The sequence below is a fragment of the Dysgonomonas sp. 520 genome (genome assembly GCF_010501095.1).
Taxonomy (GTDB): Bacteria; Bacteroidota; Bacteroidia; order Bacteroidales; family Dysgonomonadaceae; genus QVMP01.
In genome coordinates, this window is sequence record NZ_QVMP01000023.1 from 144,017 (window position 1) to 165,275 (window position 21,259).

25 protein-coding genes and 1 tRNA gene are annotated in these 21,259 nt (G+C 35.0%); 5 read left to right on the plus strand and 21 right to left on the minus strand.

Annotated features, from left to right (window positions below; genetic code table 11):
* Positions 1-61 precede the first annotated feature (61 nt).
* On the plus strand, positions 62-703 hold the full coding sequence (gene nth, locus D0T56_RS13435; protein ID WP_163320668.1) for an endonuclease III: 642 nt from the start codon (positions 62-64) through the stop codon (positions 701-703).
* A 7-nt stretch (positions 704-710) separates the two neighbouring features.
* Here the strand turns inward: nth and D0T56_RS13440 are convergent, their stop codons facing one another.
* The 5 genes from D0T56_RS13440 to D0T56_RS13460 form a co-directional block, all read right to left on the minus strand.
* Positions 711-1,856 carry a glycosyltransferase family 4 protein gene (locus tag D0T56_RS13440; RefSeq protein ID WP_163320669.1) on the minus strand — a complete coding sequence of 382 codons (1,146 nt, stop codon included), beginning with the start codon at positions 1,854-1,856 and terminating at the stop codon, positions 711-713.
* Positions 1,857-1,930: 74 nt separating this feature from the next.
* The gene (locus D0T56_RS13445; RefSeq protein WP_163320670.1) at positions 1,931-2,791 is read right to left on the minus strand and encodes an ABC transporter permease; all 861 of its coding nucleotides are present in this window, start codon (positions 2,789-2,791) and stop codon (positions 1,931-1,933) included.
* A gap of 120 nt (positions 2,792-2,911) precedes the next feature.
* Positions 2,912-3,235: a hypothetical protein gene (locus tag D0T56_RS13450; protein ID WP_163320671.1), complete on the minus strand. Its 324-nt coding sequence runs from the start codon at positions 3,233-3,235 to the stop codon at positions 2,912-2,914.
* Positions 3,232-3,447 carry a hypothetical protein gene (locus tag D0T56_RS13455; protein WP_163320672.1) on the minus strand — a complete coding sequence of 72 codons (216 nt, stop codon included), beginning with the start codon at positions 3,445-3,447 and terminating at the stop codon, positions 3,232-3,234. The genes D0T56_RS13450 and D0T56_RS13455 overlap by 4 nt, the downstream gene beginning before the upstream one ends.
* Positions 3,448-3,519: 72 nt before the next feature.
* Entirely contained in the window at positions 3,520-5,178 is a 1,659-nt protein-coding gene (locus D0T56_RS13460; protein WP_163320673.1) for an AMP-binding protein, read from the minus strand.
* A gap of 141 nt (positions 5,179-5,319) precedes the next feature.
* On the opposite strand from D0T56_RS13460, the gene mtaB reads away from it, so the two are divergent.
* The 3 genes from mtaB (at position 5,320) to D0T56_RS13475 (ending at position 8,628) form a co-directional block, all read left to right on the plus strand.
* Positions 5,320-6,639 carry a tRNA (N(6)-L-threonylcarbamoyladenosine(37)-C(2))-methylthiotransferase MtaB gene (mtaB, locus tag D0T56_RS13465; RefSeq protein ID WP_163320674.1) on the plus strand — a complete coding sequence of 440 codons (1,320 nt, stop codon included), beginning with the start codon at positions 5,320-5,322 and terminating at the stop codon, positions 6,637-6,639.
* Positions 6,640-6,709: 70 nt separating this feature from the next.
* Positions 6,710-7,609, plus strand: a complete 900-nt coding sequence (locus D0T56_RS13470) for a lysophospholipid acyltransferase family protein (RefSeq protein ID WP_185153886.1) — start codon at positions 6,710-6,712, stop codon at positions 7,607-7,609.
* Positions 7,606-8,628, plus strand: coding sequence for a glycosyltransferase family 2 protein (locus D0T56_RS13475; protein ID WP_163320675.1), 1,023 nt, complete (start codon positions 7,606-7,608; stop codon positions 8,626-8,628). Before D0T56_RS13470 ends, D0T56_RS13475 begins: the two co-directional genes overlap by 4 nt.
* A 113-nt stretch (positions 8,629-8,741) precedes the next feature.
* On the opposite strand, the gene D0T56_RS13480 is transcribed toward D0T56_RS13475, so the two are convergent.
* Together D0T56_RS13480 and dgt are read right to left on the minus strand one after the other, a co-directional pair.
* A complete protein-coding gene (locus D0T56_RS13480; RefSeq protein ID WP_163320676.1) occupies positions 8,742-9,521 on the minus strand; it encodes a bifunctional 2-polyprenyl-6-hydroxyphenol methylase/3-demethylubiquinol 3-O-methyltransferase UbiG in 780 nt (259 codons plus the stop codon).
* 54 nt (positions 9,522-9,575) lie between these two features.
* Positions 9,576-10,898 (minus strand): dGTP triphosphohydrolase, encoded by a 1,323-nt coding sequence (gene dgt, locus D0T56_RS13485; protein ID WP_163320677.1) that lies wholly within the window; start codon positions 10,896-10,898, stop codon positions 9,576-9,578.
* A 186-nt stretch (positions 10,899-11,084) separates the two neighbouring features.
* Between dgt and D0T56_RS13490 the strand changes: the two genes are divergently transcribed.
* A tRNA-Ser gene (locus D0T56_RS13490) sits at positions 11,085-11,171 on the plus strand.
* 362 nt (positions 11,172-11,533) lie between these two features.
* On the opposite strand, the gene D0T56_RS13495 is transcribed toward D0T56_RS13490, so the two are convergent.
* The 14 genes from D0T56_RS13495 to D0T56_RS13560 form a co-directional block, all read right to left on the minus strand.
* On the minus strand, positions 11,534-12,907 hold the full coding sequence (locus D0T56_RS13495) for a terminase large subunit domain-containing protein (protein WP_163320678.1): 1,374 nt from the start codon (positions 12,905-12,907) through the stop codon (positions 11,534-11,536).
* Positions 12,908-12,986: 79 nt separating this feature from the next.
* Positions 12,987-13,418: a hypothetical protein gene (locus D0T56_RS13500; protein WP_163320679.1), complete on the minus strand. Its 432-nt coding sequence runs from the start codon at positions 13,416-13,418 to the stop codon at positions 12,987-12,989.
* A 479-nt stretch (positions 13,419-13,897) separates the two neighbouring features.
* Positions 13,898-14,272 carry a hypothetical protein gene (locus D0T56_RS13505; protein ID WP_163320680.1) on the minus strand — a complete coding sequence of 125 codons (375 nt, stop codon included), beginning with the start codon at positions 14,270-14,272 and terminating at the stop codon, positions 13,898-13,900.
* Positions 14,273-14,294: 22 nt separating this feature from the next.
* Positions 14,295-14,588: a hypothetical protein gene (locus D0T56_RS13510; protein ID WP_163320681.1), complete on the minus strand. Its 294-nt coding sequence runs from the start codon at positions 14,586-14,588 to the stop codon at positions 14,295-14,297.
* Positions 14,585-15,226, minus strand: coding sequence for a hypothetical protein (locus tag D0T56_RS13515; RefSeq protein WP_163320682.1), 642 nt, complete (start codon positions 15,224-15,226; stop codon positions 14,585-14,587). Before D0T56_RS13515 ends, D0T56_RS13510 begins: the two co-directional genes overlap by 4 nt.
* Positions 15,213-15,827: a hypothetical protein gene (locus D0T56_RS13520; protein ID WP_163320683.1), complete on the minus strand. Its 615-nt coding sequence runs from the start codon at positions 15,825-15,827 to the stop codon at positions 15,213-15,215. Before D0T56_RS13520 ends, D0T56_RS13515 begins: the two co-directional genes overlap by 14 nt.
* A 14-nt stretch (positions 15,828-15,841) precedes the next feature.
* On the minus strand, positions 15,842-16,012 hold the full coding sequence (locus tag D0T56_RS13525; protein WP_163320684.1) for a hypothetical protein: 171 nt from the start codon (positions 16,010-16,012) through the stop codon (positions 15,842-15,844).
* A gap of 115 nt (positions 16,013-16,127) precedes the next feature.
* Positions 16,128-16,604 (minus strand): DUF6808 domain-containing protein, encoded by a 477-nt coding sequence (locus D0T56_RS13530; RefSeq protein ID WP_163320685.1) that lies wholly within the window; start codon positions 16,602-16,604, stop codon positions 16,128-16,130.
* Positions 16,605-16,781: 177 nt separating this feature from the next.
* A complete protein-coding gene (locus D0T56_RS13535) occupies positions 16,782-17,225 on the minus strand; it encodes a hypothetical protein (RefSeq protein ID WP_163320686.1) in 444 nt (147 codons plus the stop codon).
* A gap of 2 nt (positions 17,226-17,227) precedes the next feature.
* Entirely contained in the window at positions 17,228-17,605 is a 378-nt protein-coding gene (locus D0T56_RS13540; protein ID WP_163320687.1) for a hypothetical protein, read from the minus strand.
* Positions 17,606-17,625: 20 nt separating this feature from the next.
* On the minus strand, positions 17,626-18,510 hold the full coding sequence (locus D0T56_RS13545) for a hypothetical protein (RefSeq protein ID WP_163320688.1): 885 nt from the start codon (positions 18,508-18,510) through the stop codon (positions 17,626-17,628).
* A 203-nt stretch (positions 18,511-18,713) separates the two neighbouring features.
* Positions 18,714-18,869 carry a hypothetical protein gene (locus D0T56_RS13550; RefSeq protein ID WP_163320689.1) on the minus strand — a complete coding sequence of 52 codons (156 nt, stop codon included), beginning with the start codon at positions 18,867-18,869 and terminating at the stop codon, positions 18,714-18,716.
* Between the two features lie 709 nt (positions 18,870-19,578).
* Positions 19,579-20,802 carry a DUF5053 domain-containing protein gene (locus D0T56_RS13555; RefSeq protein ID WP_163320690.1) on the minus strand — a complete coding sequence of 408 codons (1,224 nt, stop codon included), beginning with the start codon at positions 20,800-20,802 and terminating at the stop codon, positions 19,579-19,581.
* Between the two features lie 145 nt (positions 20,803-20,947).
* On the minus strand, positions 20,948-21,136 hold the full coding sequence (locus tag D0T56_RS13560; RefSeq protein ID WP_163320691.1) for a hypothetical protein: 189 nt from the start codon (positions 21,134-21,136) through the stop codon (positions 20,948-20,950).
* Between the last annotated feature and the right edge of the window lie 123 nt (positions 21,137-21,259).

Genomic DNA, 21,259 nt, shown 5'->3' on the forward strand with positions numbered 1-21,259 from the left:
AAAGGGAAACCGATGAGAGTTTTTTTTATTAAGTTTGTTTTGGAAAACTAATTGTAGGTATATGACTAAAAAAGAGCGATATTCGGGAGTTATATCTTGGTTTGAGGAGAATATGCAGATAGCGGAGACGGAACTTCATTATGACAATTTCTTTCATCTGCTGATTGCTGTCATCTTGTCTGCTCAATGTACCGATAAACGTGTGAATATGATCACGCCTCCTCTGTTTGAGGCTTATCCAACGCCGGAAGTAATGGCCAATTCATCGGTGGAGGTTATATATGAATACATAAAAAGTATTTCTTACCCTAATAACAAGGCTAAGAACCTTTTAGGCATGGCGAAAAAATTGGTTGCCGATTTTGACGGAAAAGTGCCGGACACACTCGAAGATTTGGAGTCGATTCCGGGTGTAGGCAGAAAAACCGCAAACGTGATGTTGGCTGTAGCTTTCGATAAGCCTGCTATGCCTGTCGACACGCATGTTTTCAGGTTAGCAAACAGAATAGGACTTACAACAAACTCAAAAACACCTAAAGAAACAGAAAGAGAATTAGTGAAAAATATTCCGAGAAATTTGCTCTCAAAAGCGCATCATTGGCTGATTCTACACGGACGATACGTCTGCATGGCAAGAAAGCCGAAATGTGAGGAATGTGGAATAAAAAAGTGGTGCAAGTATTTTGAAAACAATAGGTTGTAAGGATTCTTTATAATAATTCTTTCATATACTTGTTCAATATCCGCCCCGCTACATCCCAATTGAGGCGGGTTTTGTATTCATTATAGGATGAAAGTGCTAACTCGGCATACATCTTCTTGTTATTGAACACATTATATATATATTCGGCATATTCGGATATGCAGCTATCGAGATTGAATGTATGCCCGTTCAAATCGTCTTTTACGATTGTTGGTATGCCTCCCGTGCGTGTGGCGATGGAAGGTAGTCCGTAAGCGGAGGCTTCGCAGAATACTAAGCCATAGGCTTCGGCATGTGATGGTACAAAAAGAAAATGGCAATCGCTGATTATTTTCTCCAATTCCGACAGTCCGGATGGCGTTGATTTGTCAATAAAGCCGTGATTGAAAACAAAATATTCGGATTGAACATCGGCTGGCAATTTTGTTATCCCGATTGTATGCAATTCGGTTTCCAATCCACTATTGTTCAACTCTTTGACTGTTCTGAACACAGTATCTCCACCTTTTCTGATCCAATCCACCCCAATAAATACAATCTTGCATACATCTTTACTTCTATTCGATATTGCATTTTTAATGTCGTTGAGTTCGGGTTCTTTTTCGATGTTCGCACCCAGAGGCACAACCTTCACCTTATCGGGAGATGCGCCGTAGTCATTTATTGCGCTCTGAGCTGCCCATTCGGACGAAAAAATGGCAAGATTGGATGTATCTATTGCAATCTGATCGAGCCTGTTACCCTCATTGATTGTGATTTTGCTCAGATCGGTATACCAGTCGTAATAATTGACCATCGAGGCAAAGGTGGCGTCGGTATAGAAAACCTTGGGGGTATTGGTTTCGAGGTGTGCGATAGGCATCACTCCCGGCGAAAAAATTATATCTATGTCTTTCCCTTTCAGTTGGTGCTCAACCTGCTTTGCATATTGCTTGACAACATAGGGCGACCTGTTCAGGCTATACTTTCTACCCATTCTGAAGTTGACCTGATATTTGATGCGTGTCCATATATCCAGTCTTTCCTGCAGACCGGCTACGATGTCAAGATGATTGCCCAATCTGCTTCCGATAGCTTCGGCTATGAAATATTCTGTACCAGACCAATTTTTGATATTTACAGATTCGAACCGTGAGATATAGGCTATGTTCATCAATAAGCGAATTTATTTTTCGGACAGTGCAAATCGCAGTCCCTACAATAATGGTTATTTTACTTACCAATGCCCTAGACTACATCGACAAAGTTTCTTTCTACCTTGTTGAATGTCCTGATACCAAAAAGTGTGATTACGACAGTGAACAGCAAACTGTAACCTAAAGAATACCAACTGAATTCGCCCGCACCGAGAAATCCAAACTTGAACGTTTCGATGATTGGCGAGAGCGGGTTGTATTCTATCAGCCATGCCCATTCGGGAAATCTGTCTTTCAGTATCGACAATGGATAGATGATAGGTGTAGCATACATCCAGAGGTTGACAGCAAATGCAACTAATATTGTTAAGTCCCTGTATTTTACGGTCATGGATGATATGATGATTCCGAAAGCAAATCCGAGAAAAGCCAACATAACTATCAGGACAGGAAACAGTAAAGCATAGATATTGATACTCATAGGTGTTCCTTTAGCTACAACGAAATAGATGTAAAGCGCAAAGAATAAGAAAAACTGTATGCTGAGTTTAAATATGTTGGATATGATGCCGGACAAGGGAACCACCAGTCGGGGAAAGTACACTTTGCTAAATACATTGGCATTGCCCGAAAATGTGCTTGAGGATGAGTTCAGGCACTCCGTGAAATAGGTCCAACATAGTATTCCTGCCATATAGAACAATGGTTGCGGAATCCCGTCCGTTGGTATTCCCGCAATGCCTCCAAAAACAAACGTGTACATAATGGTGGAAAATATAGGCTGAATGAAAAACCAGAGAGGCCCGAACACCGTTTGTTTGTATACCGTTGTAATATTGCGGTTGATATACATAAGAAGAAGATCACGGTATTGCCATACTTCTTTCAGATTCAAACCATATTTTTCTTTTTTGGGCTTAATTACTATATCCCAATTTTCTTCCGTATTCACAAGCGTATATGTTGTTATTTAATTTCCAATCGGATACAAAATTAATAACTTTTTAATGACTGGAAAATAAAATGACCCATACATGTGCGGTACGGGTCATTTTTATAATTGAGTGGCTTCTTATTCATTCAAATATTGGGCACAAGTATGGTTATTCCCGATATAACGAATATAATAAACATCATCTTCATAGTTAAAGAAGACATACCATTGTGTATTGTCATTCTTTTTGAACATAGTGTAAACCAGGTTCTTTCCGTATTTGGAAAAATGCTTTGAAGCTGATTTCTTTAGCTTATTTGGTAAAGATGTATTTATGTCTGCAATCAAAGTTGCAACATATTCCACCGCATCTTCATAGAACCCGAAATATTCCTTATGGTATAACATTTCCACTAGTTGGTACAAAAATTCTTCGGCTTCAGGATCAAAGATGATCTTCATTTATCAAAAAGCTTTTTAATTCGGGGTTTGAGCCTATTTAATAACTCTTCTCCCGAAATTCCTTTCTTCAAATCTTCATCTGTAATCAGCCGCTCTTTTACAACTAATTCTATCAATTTCTTACCTCGTTTTATTACAACTGTTTCAGTTTCAGCCAGATCAAGATATTTCTTTTGATTGTTTCTTAAATCGGTCGGACTAATAATTATCATAACATACAGCTTTTAGTTGTTTCTCGTAAAGATAAGAAAAATGCACACATAAATGTACACAAAAATGTACATTTATGTTTCGTATAAATACCTTTTAATACTTCTTTTCGGAGTTTTTTCAAACTCGGTGGGATAGATGTGTATAGAACTGATGCTTTCGTAGTTCGAAACCATTTTATTGAGAGATTGCTTATTGGCATCCATTATGGTTTCCAGATCCTTATCCCCTATCCCATCATTGTCCATTGCTTCATAATCGGGATAAACCAGAGCTACAAGTTTGCCCTCTCTCATGATAACAAGGCTCTCCATGATGTAAGGCATATTATTCAGTTTGGCTTCAATTTCCTCAGGAAAAATATTCTGACCGCTTGGACCTAACAGCATGGTTTTGCTTCTTCCTCTCAGATAGATGCGGTTATTTTTGTCAATAGTACCCAAGTCGCCCGTTTTCAACCAACCATCTTCGGTAAATGCAGCTTGAGTGGCTTCTTCATTTTTATAGTATCCTGCCATCACGTTTTCACCTCTTACTTGTATCTCTCCCAACACATTGTATGGATCGGGCGAATCTACACGCACTTCCATAATATCTTTCAACACTTGTCCGCAAGACGTAGGGATGAAATCGTAGTGATGATCGTAAGAAATAAGAGGGGCACACTCGGTCATGCCATAACCAACCGTGAAACGGAACTTGATTTGATGAAAGAAACTCTCAACCTCTTTGTTGAAAGCCGCACCACCAATAATAACTTCGCAAAATTCGCCTCCAAGTGCCTGCGTCAGGTTATTTTTTATCTTGGCATAAATTTTTTGCTTAACGATTGGCAAACTCAGAGCCACTTTCATTGTCGGACTGCTAAGTTTTGGCAAAATAACTTTCTTGTATATTTTTTCGATAACCAACGGAACAGTTACGATCAGATTGGGTTTGATTTCGGCAAAAGCCTGCATCAATATTTTCGGGGAGGGTGCTTTGCCCAACAATGTAGTGTGCACGCCTGCCGACATCGCATAAAGGAAGTCGAACGCACAACCGTATGCGTGTGCCAATGGCAAGAACGAAAGGATGCGTTCGCCCCGGTGTAGCAAGTCGAGTCCGTGGGCATAAACCACATTTCCAGCAAGATTGTTAGCAGTCAGCATAACACCTTTGCTGAATCCTGTTGTTCCGGAAGTGTAGTTCAACAAAACGACTTCCGAATTGTCAACATCCGCATATTTTATATTTTCTTTACCGAATCCGTCGGGATACAACTCCTTCAAGCGATTTTGCCTTTGAGTCAGGTCGCTTTTTATATGTCCGTTCTTATCATACAGACAAGACAAGTCGGATAGAGAAATCGCCCCTTTTATCAGAGGAATTTGTTCTTCATCCAGGTTTTCCCATATTTGATTGCTCACAAACAAAAGTTTTGAGTCGGAATGGTTGATTATGTGCTGAACATTGTTCGGATGAAAATCGGGCAATATAGGAACCACTATCGCTCCGTATGTGATAACGGCAAGATAAACAACGCACCACGTGCTGCTGTTTTTTCCGACAAGGGCTATTTTGTTGCCCCGTTCTATTCCTATATTGTTGAAAAACAAATGAATCTCAGCTATTTCCTTTGCTAGATCTTTGTAATATCTGGTATTATTTTCTGAGTAGTCGGTCAAAGCAGGAAGATCCCAGTTGTTTTTGAAACTCTCCTCATAAAGCTGTATAAAATTTTCTTTAATCATAATTATTGCTCATTTTTCGCGGTTTTGTGCAAAAATAGTTACAGATGATATATTCTCCAAGCATTTTATCCTCAAAATAGATACAAATTATGTAATTTTGTAGATTCCGGATAAATAAGGAATAGCTATATTACTATATAAATGATTGATAATTCGATATTTGAAGATAAAAAAGCCGCATACCTGACATTGGGGTGTAAACTCAATTTTGCAGAAACATCGGCCATTAGCAAGCAACTTTTGGAATTGGGTATCAGAAAAGCCCGTCAGGGAGAGGTGGCTGACGTTTGTGTAATCAATACGTGTTCGGTTACCGAACTGGCGGATAAGAAATGCCGTCAGGCGGTACGGAAGCTGATAAAGGAAAATCCGGGAGCATTTGTTATTGTTACGGGATGCTATGCACAGTTGAAACCCGAAGATATTGTTGCGATAGAGGGCGTGGACGTTGTTTTAGGTGCTGAACAAAAGCTGGATGTTGTCTCTTATCTGAACGAGTTGAAGAAAAAGGATAAAGGAACGGTTTGCACTTCTAAAACAAATAATATAAAAACCTTTGTGCCATCCTGCTCACAGGATGACCGCACGCGCTATTTCCTTAAGGTTCAGGATGGATGTGACTATTTCTGCACATATTGCACCATTCCTCTGGCCAGAGGAAGAAGCCGTAACGGAACTATTCGGGACTTGGTGAAACAGGCGGAAGAAGTGGCTGCGAAAGGTGGCAAGGAGATAGTTCTGACAGGTGTCAATATCGGCGACTTCGGCAAAACCACAGGCGAAACATTCTTCGATCTGGTGAAGGCTTTAGATGATGTGGAGGGCATCGAGCGTTTTCGCATTTCGTCCATAGAACCAAACCTTCTGACCGATGAGATAATTGAATATGTAGCACAGTCGAAACGTTTTGCCCCTCATTTTCATATCCCTTTGCAATCGGGTTCAGACAATGTTTTGAGTCTTATGAAACGAAAATATGACACGGCATTGTTCAAACAGAGGGTCGAAAAAATTAAACAAGTGATGCCGGACGCATTCATCGGAGTAGATGTTATTGTGGGAACCCGTGGCGAAACGGACGAATATTTTGAGGACGCCCGTCAGTTTATTGATAGTATCAACATATCTCAACTGCATGTCTTCACCTACTCGGAACGACCTAATACGCAGGCATTAAAAATTGATTTCGTTGTCGACCCGAAAACGAAACACGACAGATGTAAAACCTTATTGGATATTTCGGACCGGAAACTGAACGAATTTTACCGCTCGCAACAAGGCCGAAGCGGCAAGGTTTTGTTCGAGCATACCCGTCATGATGATAAAATGTATGGTTTCACGGAAAATTATGTAAAAGTTGAAGCTGATTACAACGAATCTATTGTAAATATAATAAAAACAGTAGAGCTGGGAGATTTCAACGCAAGTTGCTCTGCCCTGACATTAAACAGTTACGAGTAGACAAGTTACGAGTTACCAGTAGTGTAAGTTACAAGTCTTGCTGAATGACAAATCTTAAAAAAATATTTCGATGTTGAATAAAATCACATATTTTCTATTGTATTCATGGATGCTTGTTCATGCCTTATTGCCTTTCAGACTACTGTATATTCTTTCCGATATACTTTATCTGTTTGTATATAAAATATTTGGTTATCGGCTGAAAGTGGTACGAGAAAACCTGAAGAACTCTTTTCCCGACAAGACCGATAAACAATTGGCACAGATAGAGAAAGATTTTTACCATAATTTTTGCGACTATTTTGTGGAAACAATCAAACTACTGCATATAAGTAACGAAGAGATGCAGAAACGATTTGTTTTCAAGAATATAGATTTGGTGAAAGACCTCATGAAAGACGGCAATTCGGCTCTAATGTATCTGGGGCATTACGGCAATTGGGAGTGGGTGCCCTCTATAACGTTGTTGATGGGCAATGATGTGATGACGGGCGACATATACCGTCCGTTAAAAAACAAAGCGGTTGACGATATCTTCCTGAAAATAAGGAGCCGCTTTGGGGCTGTCAACATTCCTAAAAACAATACTCTTCGAGCAATTGTCAGGATGAGGCAATCAGGAAAAAAAGTACTCATTGGATTTATGTCCGACCAGACACCCAGCAAAGGGAACATTCATTATTGGACAAAGTTCATGAATCAGGATACGGCTGTTTTCACAGGAGTGGAACGAATAGCAAAAACAACGGGTTTTTCCGTAGTCTACCTCGACGTGAAAAAGATTTCCAGAGGAAGGTATGAAGGTGAATGTAGGTTGATATCTGAAAAACCGAAAGAAGAACCAGAAAATGTAATAACCGAAAAGTATATCCGCGCGATGGAAGAAACTATCTTGCGTAATCCTGCATATTGGTTATGGACTCACAAACGCTGGAAGTACAAGAAAAAAGATTTTACAGAAGCTGGATGAAAAAAGTATCGGTAGTTATTCTCAACTGGAACGGGCGAAAATTGCTGGAGCAATTTCTTCCCTCTGTTACAAAATACTCGCAAGGAGATAGTGTTGATATCATTGTTGCCGACAACAACTCTTCCGACGACTCCGTATCTTTTATCAGGGAAAATTATCCATCCGTGAAACTGATTCTATTGCCGGACAACTATGGGTATGCAGGAGGCTACAACAAGGCTCTGGCACAGGTTGATTCGGAATATGTTGTCTTGCTGAATTCGGATGTGGAAGTTACTGAAAACTGGCTCGACCCGATGATTTCACACCTGGATGACAATCGGGATGTTGCAGCATTGCAACCCAAAGTTCTAGCTCAAAGGGAAAAACACTTTTTTGAATATGCCGGAGCTGCAGGCGGCTTCATCGACAAACTCGGATATCCGTTTTGCCGGGGGCGATTGTTCAGCGAGGTGGAAAAAGATAATGGACAATATGACACTACAATAGATATTTTCTGGGCAACGGGGGCATGTATAACCATCCGATTGAAAGATTATCTTGATGCCGGAGGGTTGGACGAATCGTTTTTTGCTCATCAGGAAGAAATAGACCTTTGTTGGCGTTTGAATGCAAGAGGGAGGAAAGTGGTATGCATTCCCACCTCGGTTGTTTATCATGTGGGAGGCGCAACCTTGAGCGAATCAAGTCCACACAAAACCTTTCTCAATTTTCGGAATAACCTGTTGATGATGTATAAAAACATGCCATCCAAGAGGTTGAATCTGGTGCTTTGGATGCGTTATTTTCTCGATCTGCTAGCGGCTTTTCAAATGTTGATTACAGGTCAGGTTTCTAATGCAAAAGCCGTATTAAAGGCAAATCAGGAGTTCAGGAAAATAAAATCGAATTATCGCCAAACGAGAAAAGAAAACCTATCTAAAACGGTGAATAAGACTACGATAACCATATACCCGAGAAGTCTTCTCTGGGATTATTATATACGGAGAAGAAAGAAATTTAGCCGATTGAAATTTTAATTAACATCTTTTTGTTCCGGTCGCTTATCTGCGCTGTGTGAATGCCTCGTCAACCGTTACGCAAAAAGAACAGAAATAGAATTGTTAAACCCGTAAGAGTTGAACTGCTTTGTTTACACGGGTCTGATTATGAAAAAACATGCCGTGGTGTAGAAATTGCGGACATAAGGTATTTTGGAAAAGAATTTCGGCAGAATTCTGGGTTTCAATCCAAATTTTATCTCATAGTGAGGATTGATGAAATAGAAACGTTCGTCTAGTATTTCAAAGTTAGTTGTTGCTGCCAATTTTTTGAACATACCGATTGATATCCGGCAACGCTTAATGTCCAGTAATTCGTCCATTACGCTTTCCGGCTCTTTTCCTGCTTTCATCAATCCTTTATAAATGAAATTGGGTAAAAGATGAATGAAAGGCATGTGCGATATGTATTTATTTCTGGAAAGTTGCTGATGTCCGCCAAAAGGCATTTGCCATGCCGGAAATCCGAAGAAGACAACCCCTCCCGGTTTCAAAAAATTCTTAATATGCAACAGTAAATTTTTCTTATCGTAGATATGCTCGATAACATCATGAACGATCACCATATCGAAAGTGCCTAAAACATTGTCTGTTTTAAATATATCGGTAGCAATGAATGTTCCTTTTATGCCTAATTCTTTATAGTTTTCTTTAGCCAGTTCTATAAATCCGTCCATTATATCCACTCCTATTACATCAATTCCTCGTTTTGCAAACGGCAAGAGATTACCACCATCAGCACAACCGATTTCTAAAATTGACGAAAGACCTGAAACGGGTACAATATTCTCAATATATGGAATATAATATTTTTCGCAAGTTGCTGCTTGTTCTTCAAAATATTGCTTTCGGTTTAAATGTCTTTCTTGCATAAGGTGGATATGGATTTTTATAAACGGAACAAAGTTAATTAAAATAAGAGATCATTAAACGGCAGGCAGGCTCATACCGGTTATTTTTCTGTACAAATCCAATGCATAAACGTCAGTCATTCCCGATATGTAGTCGAGTATTGCCAGAATCCGTGTATATAAGTCTTCTGCCTTAACTTCATATTGTTCGGGTATCCTTTCCAGCAGAAGTTGAGAATATCTGTCGTTTGGATTCCGAATAGCGTCAACAAAAACCTCAATAAGAAAACCGATGATGCGATGCCCGGCCAGTTCTATATCCAGAACATCTTTCGACCTGTAAATGCGCTTTATGCTGACCTCTGTGCATGTTCGATAGGCTTCTTTCGCTCTTTCCGATATATGTTTGATGAGGCTTCCTTGAAAAGTTCCCGCAAGAATACTCTCTTCATTTTCAAGAAAAATACGGGCACATTCATCCACCAAAAGCCCGATCACACTCGACCGAAGATATGCTATCTTTTCGTTCACATCATCAACCATCAACATGGTATCTTTCATGTGGTCTTGCTTTTCTTCGGAAAAAAAATTCAGAAAAAGGTTTATAGTTTCATCCATCGACAATATGTGCAATTTACAGGCATCTTCAATATCCATTATTTTGTAACAGATATCGTCGGCAGCTTCAACCAAATAGACAAGAGGAAAGCGTGCATATTGCAGAGGATTTTCGGATAGTTTATGTACCCCCAACCCTTCGGCGATAAGTTTATAATCGTTCTCTTCCGATTGGAAGAATCCTAACTTACCATCTGCATTTACAGATGAATAGGGATATTTTACTATGGATGCCAACATGGAGTAGGTCATGGCAAAACCTCCCTTCCTTCTTCCTTTAAATTGATGGATAAGAAGACGGATAGAATTGGAATTACCGTCGAAATTGATAAAATCTTCCCATCTTCCGCCTGTGCTTCGGACTTCATTTTCCAGACACCTGCCTTTTCCTTCGGCAAAATAAGTTGAAATAGCTTTCTCGCCAGAATGTCCGAAAGGAGGGTTCCCCAGGTCGTGAGCCAGACAAGCGGCCGCAACGATAGCTCCAATTTCTTCGAAAGCAGCTTCAGATTCCGGATATTTTTTTCTCAGTTCACGGGATATCGACAGGCTAAGGGAACGTCCCACACATGAAACTTCGAGACTATGCGTCAATCTGTTATGAACAAATATGCTTCCGGGCAAAGGGAATACCTGAGTTTTATTCTGCAACCTCCTGAAAGGTGCGGAAAACACCAACCTGTCGTAGTCTCTTTGAAAGGCAGTTCTGTCGTGTTTTTTTTCATCGTGATATTTTTCCATCCCGAAGCGTTTGGATGAAAGTAGTTGTTCCCAATTCATTTTATATTTTTTTTCTGAATAATTCCGGTTAATACAAAAACGATATTAAATCGTTCAGAGACAACAAAAATACGATTATTCTTTCAGTAAGTAATTTAGAAAATGTAAATAATTGTGATGAATAGTATTTGTATAATCAAAACAATCAATTATCTTTGCATCGCGATCTGGAATTAAGATTGTGTTGGAAGTGTGGGTGAGTGGCTGAAACCACCAGTTTGCTAAACTGACGTACGGGTAACTGTACCGGGGGTTCGAATCCCCCCGCTTCCGCTTTTATTAGAAAATTAGACAATTTATAAGCAGCTATTTAGCTGCTTTTTTTATGTCTGAATATTGCAAATAGCGTTGATTATTAGATGTTTATATTTGCAAATTGATTCAAACCACCTGTACAGTTGCCCGTACCTCAGTTGGAGTGAATAAATAGATTTCTCAACCTATTTTATATCAATTATTATAAATTGCAACAATCAATATTAATTATAATTACAACAAAGAACTATTTAATTATCTGCAGCTAAGATAGTTATAATAATTTAGGACCCCAACTAAATAGGTTGCTTTTTTCAAAAAATAGGTTGATTACACCCATTTTTTAGGTTGATTATTTAAAATTTTAGGTTGCGTTTTCTTTACGACCTATTTCTGTTTCCCATATTCACAACAGTATAGGATAATGTATTAGATGATTTTTGTTTTACTGCTTCCATACACATAGCCAAAGACAATATTATATCATCGTGGTAACCACCCTTTGCACAATATCTAATGGTTCTGGTTTTGGGGTTAAACTCCATACCAAAGTTCTTAAGTTCTAACTTTAATTGCTCTAAACATTCAATAGCATTAGATATTTTTATATCACGATTTTGGAACAATATTATTAATTGCTCAATTATATAATTCTTATTTCTATTCAACTGATACCATTCTTTCAGTTGGGTTCTACATACATTTCTTTTAGCTGATGATTTAAGCATATCAAATACAGGTGAACCCACCCCATTAGTCTCACATATACAAGATACTACATTGTGATATTTCAACTTCTGTATCACTTGTTCAACTATCAGATTATAGTCTTGGTTATTGAATCTATATATGAACTTTACATTGTTATCTTCATCACTGATTGATAGAACTGTACTATCCTGTTTACCCACATCTAAACCACCATATAAACGTTTTACAGGAATGTTATCTATGTTGGTAATAACTTCATCAACATTCTTAAATAATGCTGTTAAATCGTCCTCAATCCATTCTGCTAATATTTCTTGTCTAAATATTAACTCTGGCATTGATTCTTTTATTAATTCAACTTCATCTATTGGTATAAGTGGATTTGAATATATATCAAAGTGAAATGATTTATAATTCTTATATTCATCACGAAGACCCCATAGGTATATCTTATGGCTGAAATGTGATTTACCCCTTGGTGTACTCATATACACCACACGAGTACAGGTTAAGGTAATAGGTTTAACAATAGCATTATATACTGATTGTTCCATTAAACAAAACTCATCAACATACATTTCTGTGAAGGTCAAACCTCTAAGGTTTTCAGGTTGGGTGATAAATGAATGGAACTCAATACTGCTACCATTGCTAAATCTGAACTTCAAACTACTGCTGTTTGCACCTTTTGCCTTGCTTAGATAATATGGGAATGATTCACCAAGTGCTGCATATAGCAGGTTAAATAACTCAGATGCTAACTTATATGTTGGTGTTAGAAATCCAATCTTATTATTGGGAATTGATAAGGCATCATATAGGGCTTGATTAAGTGCAAAATATGACTTGCCCCAACGCCTACTACAACACAAGAAGATAGTTTTAGATACCTCTTTTTTGTTGGGGTTACATATATAGCGATGTATATGTTGTTGCCCCTTGTGAGGATGGTATAACTGTACAACAGGCTTATTGGCTTGTTTTTGTGCTTTTTCTAACTGTCGCTTGCGATGTAAATCATATATGTTTTGTTTATTTTTCATTAATACCAACATTTTAAAATATTGATATTTATATGATTATAACATAAAAAAGGCGTTCCATGTGAACGCCCTATACATATTATATTTCATTATCTGTTGGTTCTTCTTCATCATTATTATCTGATAAATCAAAACCTGCAAATTGTAGATTAATAACATTACCTTTATGTTCCAATTCAATCTTTTCTGTATAGAGATTGGATAGTTTATTTAATTGCTCTGTTGCCTGTAATGCTTCTCTATAACGACCATTAGCAATTGCTTCAGCACCTATCTTACTGATAGTTGCAATTTGTCGTGATAATATTTTTGCTGTATTCTTTTGTAAATTTTCTTCTGCTAATTCATAGGCTTTTGGTATATACCACGCCCTTATGGTTGATTCACCAATATCCCATTCAGCAGCGTATTTTTTTACTATGTCAGGGACTGGCATTAACCCAACCAAGTCTTTATATACCTCATATATTTTCTTCCCTGTATCAGCTTTATTTTTCGTGTGCTTTCCCATATCAATATTTTTATTATTTGTTGGGGTTGGGTATAACCAACCCAGTATAGTATATTGATAATCTATATTTTTGGTGGGGTAGTTGGGTTGTAGAACTCGTGGGATTCCAACCCAATCATTGCTAATAGATTATTAATCAATTATATATTGTCAATTTAATATGGGTAATATTATAAATAGGTTGAGAAATATTTATAGTATTCTAATAAAAACTGTCAGTCTGTCAGGTAAATAGTAGCACTTACCCCACCAAAATAGCAGGGGGTAAAATTAGTTGCAAACCCAACCAAAAATCTGTGAGAGGTGGGTGAATATGGCAAAACACTGTTTAAATTGTTTTGGTGGTGGGGTTCGCAGCATCATAAACCCTTATCACTAAATGGTTTGCTGTAAAAATATTAGTATTAAAAAATGGCATACCAATAATAGTATTATTATTCAACAAAAAAAGGGTGGAAAATCCACCCCAATCATTACTATCATTCTTTTTTCTTTTTACCTTTCTTTCTAGTAGTTATTTTTTCTTCAATCACCTCCACCAATCTATCATTAGACAATTTACTATCAGGTTCAATTATTTCATTTCTTAGAGCATCATTTATTATTGTGATTTCTTCCCTAGCTTCTTCAAATGTTAGGTGGTTTGGTGGGGTTGGTTGCGATGAACTACCTTCTTGCTCCTTTACCCAGTTTTTCAATTTTAATAACTTTACCCTTAAGCAACTACCGCAATTTGTTGGTTTCTCATTAGTACCAAATACTTCATTATAATAATCAGTAATCAATTGTGATTTATATATTTTTGATTTCTCAGTTTGTTGAATTAGTTCTTTTATTTTTTCTACTATATCCATAATATTTTTAATTTATTGATAATTAATCTTCTATTTGTTTTTTATCTTGATAGTTGATATTGAAGAAGATTACAAAGGCAGTAACAACACCTAATGCGAGCCATAACCAACTACCTATTATATAGGCAATTATTGATTGCCCTAATAGGGTAAGCCAGAATGTTGTACAAGGCTTGCAATTAAATGGTTTCCTATCTAATATGGGGTGTAGGTCTGCTATCCTTGTACCAATATTCTCTGTTAGTAACCAAGCTAATGTTATTGCTACTGCATTAATAACAGTGTAAATGAAAATGGTGAATAAAATGTTAATCATAATCGTCTAGTTTTTTTAAATTCTTTATTTATTTGTTCTTTTATTTTTTTTATTGTTTCTGCAATTCGTGATTGAGGAATATTGGTTATCTCTGATAGCTTCTTATATGTCATTTTAAAATTGGGATGTTTCTTTAAATTCATATAGATTATAAATAATTCCCTGTCTATGTCATTGGTTATATTATCCTCCAACCATTGCTGTATATTATTAATTAAGTTGATATTATTTTGATATGTTACCTCATCTTCTTCTGCGTCGTCTATTATATCAATTGTCGATGTGGAAATGAATTTTGCTTCATTTTTTGATTGGGTGATGGTGAAATTAAAGAGATTTGTGAAATAACTTGTGTTCCAATAATACCTTAAATTACTTGTAATAACCCCACCATATTCGATATACCTATATACCTTGTAATATGTATCGCTGATAACCTCATCATTAAATTTATTCTTGCTTATTAATATGGTCTTGATATCCTCATAATTATCTTCAAACCATTTATTAAACTCTTTTAATCGTTGGGTTATTTCTGGGGTGATTATAGGAGGTATATTATAATTGATATATGTTTTTCCCTTATTGTTTCCATATTTACCACCACGTCCGTTACCTGCATAATTATAGTGTTTCATTTCCAGTAGATTTTTTTAATATGGCATTTAGTTTGGTGGGGTGCTTAATCAGGTTATCTATATACTGACATTTAAGGTTAATAAATTGCGTTACATTAGGTATAGTACATTTGGTAGCCCATTCAGTAGGTAGATACTTCACCAGTTTTTCAACTTTATCTTCCCTACTATCTGTTGTATTCTTATTGAAAGGGTCTAATATTAATGGAGCATTAATAACCTTCTCATCATTAATATTATATACATATACTATATTGCTGTCTAATGTATAATTTACATAATATGGGTTACGAGCAATTTGTAAGGCATTATATTTATCTTCCTGTAATATAAGACTGCCATCATATATTGTAGCTCTTTCTTTAACTTCCAATGCTGATTTTGATTTGGGTAATTCTATATCCCACTTATCATACTGTAAATCAGTGAATGTATAATCATCTTTGAACTTTAAACCTTTAATGCCTGTAAGCCATTGTGTAGCAAGAATTGACCTACTAACATATTCTTGTATTTGTATTTTTTCTGTTGTACTAAATTTTTGAAGAATATTATTTTCTATGTTTTCATTAATTTCTTTGATTTGTTGGTTTGACTTCATTTTTCATATCTCATTTATTTTTTATTTGGTTTGTGGTGGGTTTCTTCTTTTTTTATGCCATCCCACCCATAATAGGTTATTGCTTTATTGTTATTATCTTCTGGGTAGAGTTCCATAAACATACCCTCTAAGAGTTCTATTAATAGTTTTGTATAACCATTCTGTTTGTGTTTTTCTTTTTCCATATTATTATATCATTTTTATTAATCTCTTATATAAATAAATAGTGTCGAGTTTTCGTTTATTTGGTTTATATAGAAAATAATTGAAAAATATTTATTGTGAATAGTTATTTACTTGCTACCAGCTGAAGATGTTATAACCAATATTGATTGATGGGTGGAAAGTATTATTAAATGGTTGGTATGATGCCCCAAGTGACAAAGACCATTTATAAGGCTTATATTTGGTGATGGCAGTATTATATTGTGGTGTGCAGGTGTAGATGTTCAATTCTTCCAATGTTGCCCTATACCCACTTACAATAGCTTTATATTTATATGTTGGGGTGCTGTCCTGATATATTGCAGTCTCAATTGGAAGATGTACAGGAACTAATACACTATCTGTTGTATATAATGTATCTGTTGTTATATGAGTTTGATATTTGGTAATATATTTAGGCTCTGTTATTATTATCGAATCCCTAACATATATAGTATCAGTTATTGTAGTTATTGGGATGGGTGCAGGGGTATCATGTGTAGTTTGTTTGTTGAATATCATCACCACTATTAATATAATTATTACCAATATATAAATAATCCTTTCTGTCATAACCATTTATGGTATTGATAATAGCGTTGTTATAACAATACCCCCAAATCATCACGACTTAGGGGCATCAAAATCAAATATGAATTAATGTTTACTATTTACTATACCAATTTTCTTTTATTAGTATTTTTCTTTTTCTGTTGGGATGGGTGCAGATTGTCATGTGCAGCTTTTTTTTTATGTCAAGAATAAATCTTTTTTATCTCTACTTGTTAGAGAACTTTGGTGAATAAAAACCATATCAACATCTTCTAAGATAACATCATAACTAGTGTCATAGCAAGTACCTTTACTCATAAAGGTTATGTGGTTATCAACAGCTACTACTATATCTTTATACATAGTTGTTCTTTTTTTACCTAATTGCCATACAGGGCAATTGAAGAACCATCTATTGAATGCTATATAACCCTTACTATGTAGGTATTGGGTCAATAGATAACCATTATTAATATCGTATTTTTCATTCATTTCAGTTTCTAGTTCTTGTTTGAACTTGAGTAAATCACCCTTTATATAGGAAAAATCTTTCTTCAACAGTAGTGTTAATGCTCTTAAATAGCAATCTCCTATGTTATCTCCATTTGGATTGGGATTAGTGTATATAAATTCTTCTTTCATCTTTAGGCTTGTTTGTATTTAATAATCTCACTTTCGAGATATAAAACCATTGGTGCTGCACAACTGTAATGTGGATTCTTTGTTTCCTTCATTATTGGTATTTCCATTTCTTGGAAGATTTTTTTACTTACACCTAATATTTCTATTGCTGTGGTTTTGGTTATTACCTTTCGCATATCCTTCAATGTTATGTATTTCCCACATTTTTTAACTAAGTTAAAATCACCATCTGTAATTAACTTATCAATTATTCTATTTAAACCTACTGTTGTTGCACCTATCTCTATTGCCATATCAGGCAATGAAAATTTATTTTTCTTTGATAGGTTAAAACTTTGATTCATTTTTTTTATGAACTTGCTCTTAATCGTTTCTTTCATCTTGTTTTATTTTTTAGTTATTATATTATTTTTTCAAACCATTTCTCTATTTGGTTAAATTGGGAATCATTAATATGTGGGTCTGCCATAAATCCTGTTAAATGGTTATTTAGGTGATAACCCAAATCAGAAATTAGTTGCTCCCTCCCTATTTTCGATTCTCGCTTCAGGGTATTTTTTAAATTCGCAATTGATGCAGTATCTGGAAGTTCACCAAATTCTTCATTAAATTCATCAATCAATGGTATTGGTTCAATCTCATTATTACTATCTTCATCCTCATCATAACTATTATTATCACCAAATGGTAGTGGTGGTTCGTCATCTGTTGAAGATGGTAATAATTCATTTAGTGGGGTTATTGGCTGCTGCTTGCTCATAGCTATCTTAACTGGTTGTCTATCTACCATATTTATAATCTTAGTTTCTTTTTTAACCTCAGTTATTGGGGTGGGTGCAGCATCTTCATGTGTACTGCCTTGTTGTTGGGATTTGTTATATTTAAACTTCTCCCAAGCAGTTGATAATCCAGCCTTATCATATTCAAAGAAATCATAACCAATAGAAGTTGATAACTGATTGAAGTTAATTATAATGCAATTAATCTTTGGTGTGTCATTTGATTTACCTATAAATGATTTGATGTAACCTAACTCATTCATTTTCTTGAAGAAAGAAAGAATTGTATTTTTGGATAATTTAAATTTATTCTCCAACATTTCTGTTCTTATCATCAAATGAAATTGTTTACTATCATTGTTGAAGTATTTTTTTAATTCATAGTTAGAGCCTACTAAGTTGATGATGTAGCTCATCAGCATCATATCAGTTATATTAATGTTGTCTATATTCAACAGGTCTAAGCAGTTAATGCTAAAGTCTTGGAATATTGTTTTTGTTTTCATCTTGTTTTTGTTTTTATTTTTTCTTTCATCTTCATTAGTTTTCTATGTCAGGTTGTTGGGGCTTGAAGCAAGATGAAAGAAGAATTTCAAGCCCCATATTATCACCAACCCTTTATATATAAATATTAACTTTTTCCTCAAAGTGTCTACTATTTAGTAGATATAGAAAACTTTTATGATTATCTACACTTTATAAGGTTTTTCTATCGCATATTCTCAAAGTCTTCTAACTCTTTCTGTTTGACCCATTCGCAGTATTCTTCATATTCCTGTGGTGTTGGATAATTGCTATCTTGTTGTACCTCACCATAAGGTATATAATCTAATTGCTGTTGGTAATATCTTCCCATTTTACTCATAACCTAAAAATCTTTTAAATAACATAAACCCCAACAAATAAGTGCTACCTATAACCTCAGTAGGGATATTGAAGATATAAGCCCAAAGCAGTTAATTACTGTCTTGGAAGAAGCTATATATATGCTATTAATGGGAAGTTTCTACTATCCTGATTTGGATAAAAAGAAAAAACACCAAAAACAACAAGAAAGAAATTTATGTTGGAATCACTTATTGTTTGTTCCAACTATTACCCAATCACTACTGAGTAACCTCCTTTGTTTGTTATTAATGATATTTTAATTACGTAGCCTGCTACTATTGCAGGGAATTGTATTAAATGAATTGAGGTAATTCTCAATTGATGAACAAAGATAGTACAAAAATTTGAATTAACCAAATATTTCTTAATATATTTTCAATAAAAATAAAGATAGTTCTATATATTAAGTTTATTATCAATTGTATTATAAATATTATTCTTCAATTTCAAATTTTCTTATAATTATAAAATTAGTTAATTTATTTATTGCTTATAACTATTACTTTATAACTATTATCTTATAATATATAATATAACTATTAAGAGGAAGTTTGAAAATTGTTATTCCTCAAAGGAAGTTTGAAGATTGTTATCACTATGGAGATGAAATTATTATTATCACTAAGAAGACAAATTTATTGTTATTACTAAGTAAATGCAATATCTGCACCTCTTAAAGAGGTGCATTATATGTTTGGGTACTGCCTTTTTAATACTTTATTCAAAATGTATCTGATTGTCTTGAAGTCGATTCTTCTTCTATATTTACCATCTTTTCGTAACCCTTTAAATGAAGTCATAAATATATCTTTGGTGTTGTCTCTGTATAATCCAAGTTCCTTATTACATTCAGCAATAAACCTATCTAAATCAATATTTTCAGGCAACCCACCAATGCGAGTAAATGCCCTGCTACTAACCTTTATCTTATTGGGGTCTATTATTTCACCTCTATGGAAATAGATATCAGCACCTTTCTGACTATCAACACATTTAACACCTATACTACCTTGTGAATCATTGAACACCCAATTATTATTGCTCTTTACATATTCTGATAAATCATATTGTTTTGAATCATTATACATCCCAACATAATCATCACCAATATATACTTTGAAATCACCATTGTCTTGATTATTGGGAATAAACAAACCCAAACAAACAGGACAATCAGTATCATTAAACATCTTACTATTTAATGAAATCACCCCAAACAACCTATTATGAAACAAACCACTAGTAATAAATGATTCTGGTATAATGGCAGCAACATAAGGACAATTATTTAACATTATATCCAAACACAATTTATATAAATCATCATAGTGGGTATCAGGGAAATTCAATTTTCTTCTGGATGCTGAACTTTTACCCAAATATGGTGGGTTAGTTATAATCACATCATAGCCACTTGGAAATGATTTAATTGTATCTCTTTTTATGATTTTATATTGAGGTACATTATTTGTGATTGGTGGTTCAATATCATAACAAGACCAATCATTTATGTTATTATTAATATCTTGTGCAAGTTGGATAATATTATTAGACCCTGCAAATGGTTCTAAATACTTCAACTTATGATGGTTGGGAATTTGATACAACCATTCTTTAAACATTTGATGATTGAAAGGATTATTGTTTGTATAATGTTTAGCTCTTATTCTCTTAGTATGTTGTAACATACCAATTGATTTAGTGATGTTTCTATTAATATCTTTCAATCCATTAATCATTACATCAATCTCACCATCAGAGAAATTATATTCTGTTCCATTTATTGTTAAATTATTGATTTTTTGATATATATTTTGCCTCGATTTTCCAAAATACTGTTGTGCAATATAAGCCAGCGATATGGCAGGTAATATGGGTTCAATGGCTTTTTTTACTCTATTTTTTTTCATCCCACAAAAATAGATAAAGATTGTATATTTTTATTGTCAAATGGTAATAAAAAAGATTGGAACTACTATTAAGTTATTCCAACCCCATCATTATTAATGTAGAAAAAAGTATGAGTGTAGAAAAGAGCTATAGCTTTATCTTAATTTATTCATTATTATCCAAAATTGTAACATACATTGAGCTTATATTTACCTCAGTTTTTTTACCCTCATTATCCATTATGCAGGTGCATACTTTACCATCACTGGAGATTTTAACTATTGGGAGGTCAACCCCAATAAAATCTTCCAACCAAGTGCCTTTTGCTTCACCATTTACTTTGCCTGTTACCATAATTTTCTTTTTTTAATTAGACATTATATTCAATAAAATTATATATGATTAAAAATCAATGAATTTGTAATTCTAAAATTATGCAGACCGCAAGCAATAATCATGACTAAATCGTCAAAACCA

Bases quoted from the DNA above. Each gene is read 5' to 3' on its own strand.
- nth (WP_163320668.1), top strand. From the start codon at position 62: ATGACTAAAAAAGAGCGATATTCGGGAGTTATATCTTGGTTTGAGGAG.
- D0T56_RS13440 (WP_163320669.1), bottom strand. From the start codon at position 1,856: ATGAACATAGCCTATATCTCACGGTTCGAATCTGTAAATATCAAAAAT.
- D0T56_RS13450 (WP_163320671.1), bottom strand. From the start codon at position 3,235: ATGAAGATCATCTTTGATCCTGAAGCCGAAGAATTTTTGTACCAACTA.
- D0T56_RS13455 (WP_163320672.1), bottom strand. From the start codon at position 3,447: ATGATAATTATTAGTCCGACCGATTTAAGAAACAATCAAAAGAAATAT.
- D0T56_RS13460 (WP_163320673.1), bottom strand. From the start codon at position 5,178: ATGATTAAAGAAAATTTTATACAGCTTTATGAGGAGAGTTTCAAAAAC.
- mtaB (WP_163320674.1), top strand. From the start codon at position 5,320: ATGATTGATAATTCGATATTTGAAGATAAAAAAGCCGCATACCTGACA.
- D0T56_RS13470 (WP_185153886.1), top strand. From the start codon at position 6,710: ATGTTGAATAAAATCACATATTTTCTATTGTATTCATGGATGCTTGTT.
- D0T56_RS13475 (WP_163320675.1), top strand. From the start codon at position 7,606: ATGAAAAAAGTATCGGTAGTTATTCTCAACTGGAACGGGCGAAAATTG.
- D0T56_RS13480 (WP_163320676.1), bottom strand. From the start codon at position 9,521: ATGCAAGAAAGACATTTAAACCGAAAGCAATATTTTGAAGAACAAGCA.
- dgt (WP_163320677.1), bottom strand. From the start codon at position 10,898: ATGAATTGGGAACAACTACTTTCATCCAAACGCTTCGGGATGGAAAAA.
- D0T56_RS13495 (WP_163320678.1), bottom strand. From the start codon at position 12,907: ATGAAAAATAAACAAAACATATATGATTTACATCGCAAGCGACAGTTA.
- D0T56_RS13500 (WP_163320679.1), bottom strand. From the start codon at position 13,418: ATGGGAAAGCACACGAAAAATAAAGCTGATACAGGGAAGAAAATATAT.
- D0T56_RS13505 (WP_163320680.1), bottom strand. From the start codon at position 14,272: ATGGATATAGTAGAAAAAATAAAAGAACTAATTCAACAAACTGAGAAA.
- D0T56_RS13510 (WP_163320681.1), bottom strand. From the start codon at position 14,588: ATGATTAACATTTTATTCACCATTTTCATTTACACTGTTATTAATGCA.
- D0T56_RS13515 (WP_163320682.1), bottom strand. From the start codon at position 15,226: ATGAAACACTATAATTATGCAGGTAACGGACGTGGTGGTAAATATGGA.
- D0T56_RS13520 (WP_163320683.1), bottom strand. From the start codon at position 15,827: ATGAAGTCAAACCAACAAATCAAAGAAATTAATGAAAACATAGAAAAT.
- D0T56_RS13525 (WP_163320684.1), bottom strand. From the start codon at position 16,012: ATGGAAAAAGAAAAACACAAACAGAATGGTTATACAAAACTATTAATA.
- D0T56_RS13530 (WP_163320685.1), bottom strand. From the start codon at position 16,604: ATGACAGAAAGGATTATTTATATATTGGTAATAATTATATTAATAGTG.
- D0T56_RS13535 (WP_163320686.1), bottom strand. From the start codon at position 17,225: ATGAAAGAAGAATTTATATACACTAATCCCAATCCAAATGGAGATAAC.
- D0T56_RS13540 (WP_163320687.1), bottom strand. From the start codon at position 17,605: ATGAAAGAAACGATTAAGAGCAAGTTCATAAAAAAAATGAATCAAAGT.
- D0T56_RS13545 (WP_163320688.1), bottom strand. From the start codon at position 18,510: ATGAAAACAAAAACAATATTCCAAGACTTTAGCATTAACTGCTTAGAC.
- D0T56_RS13550 (WP_163320689.1), bottom strand. From the start codon at position 18,869: ATGAGTAAAATGGGAAGATATTACCAACAGCAATTAGATTATATACCT.
- D0T56_RS13555 (WP_163320690.1), bottom strand. From the start codon at position 20,802: ATGAAAAAAAATAGAGTAAAAAAAGCCATTGAACCCATATTACCTGCC.
- D0T56_RS13560 (WP_163320691.1), bottom strand. From the start codon at position 21,136: ATGGTAACAGGCAAAGTAAATGGTGAAGCAAAAGGCACTTGGTTGGAA.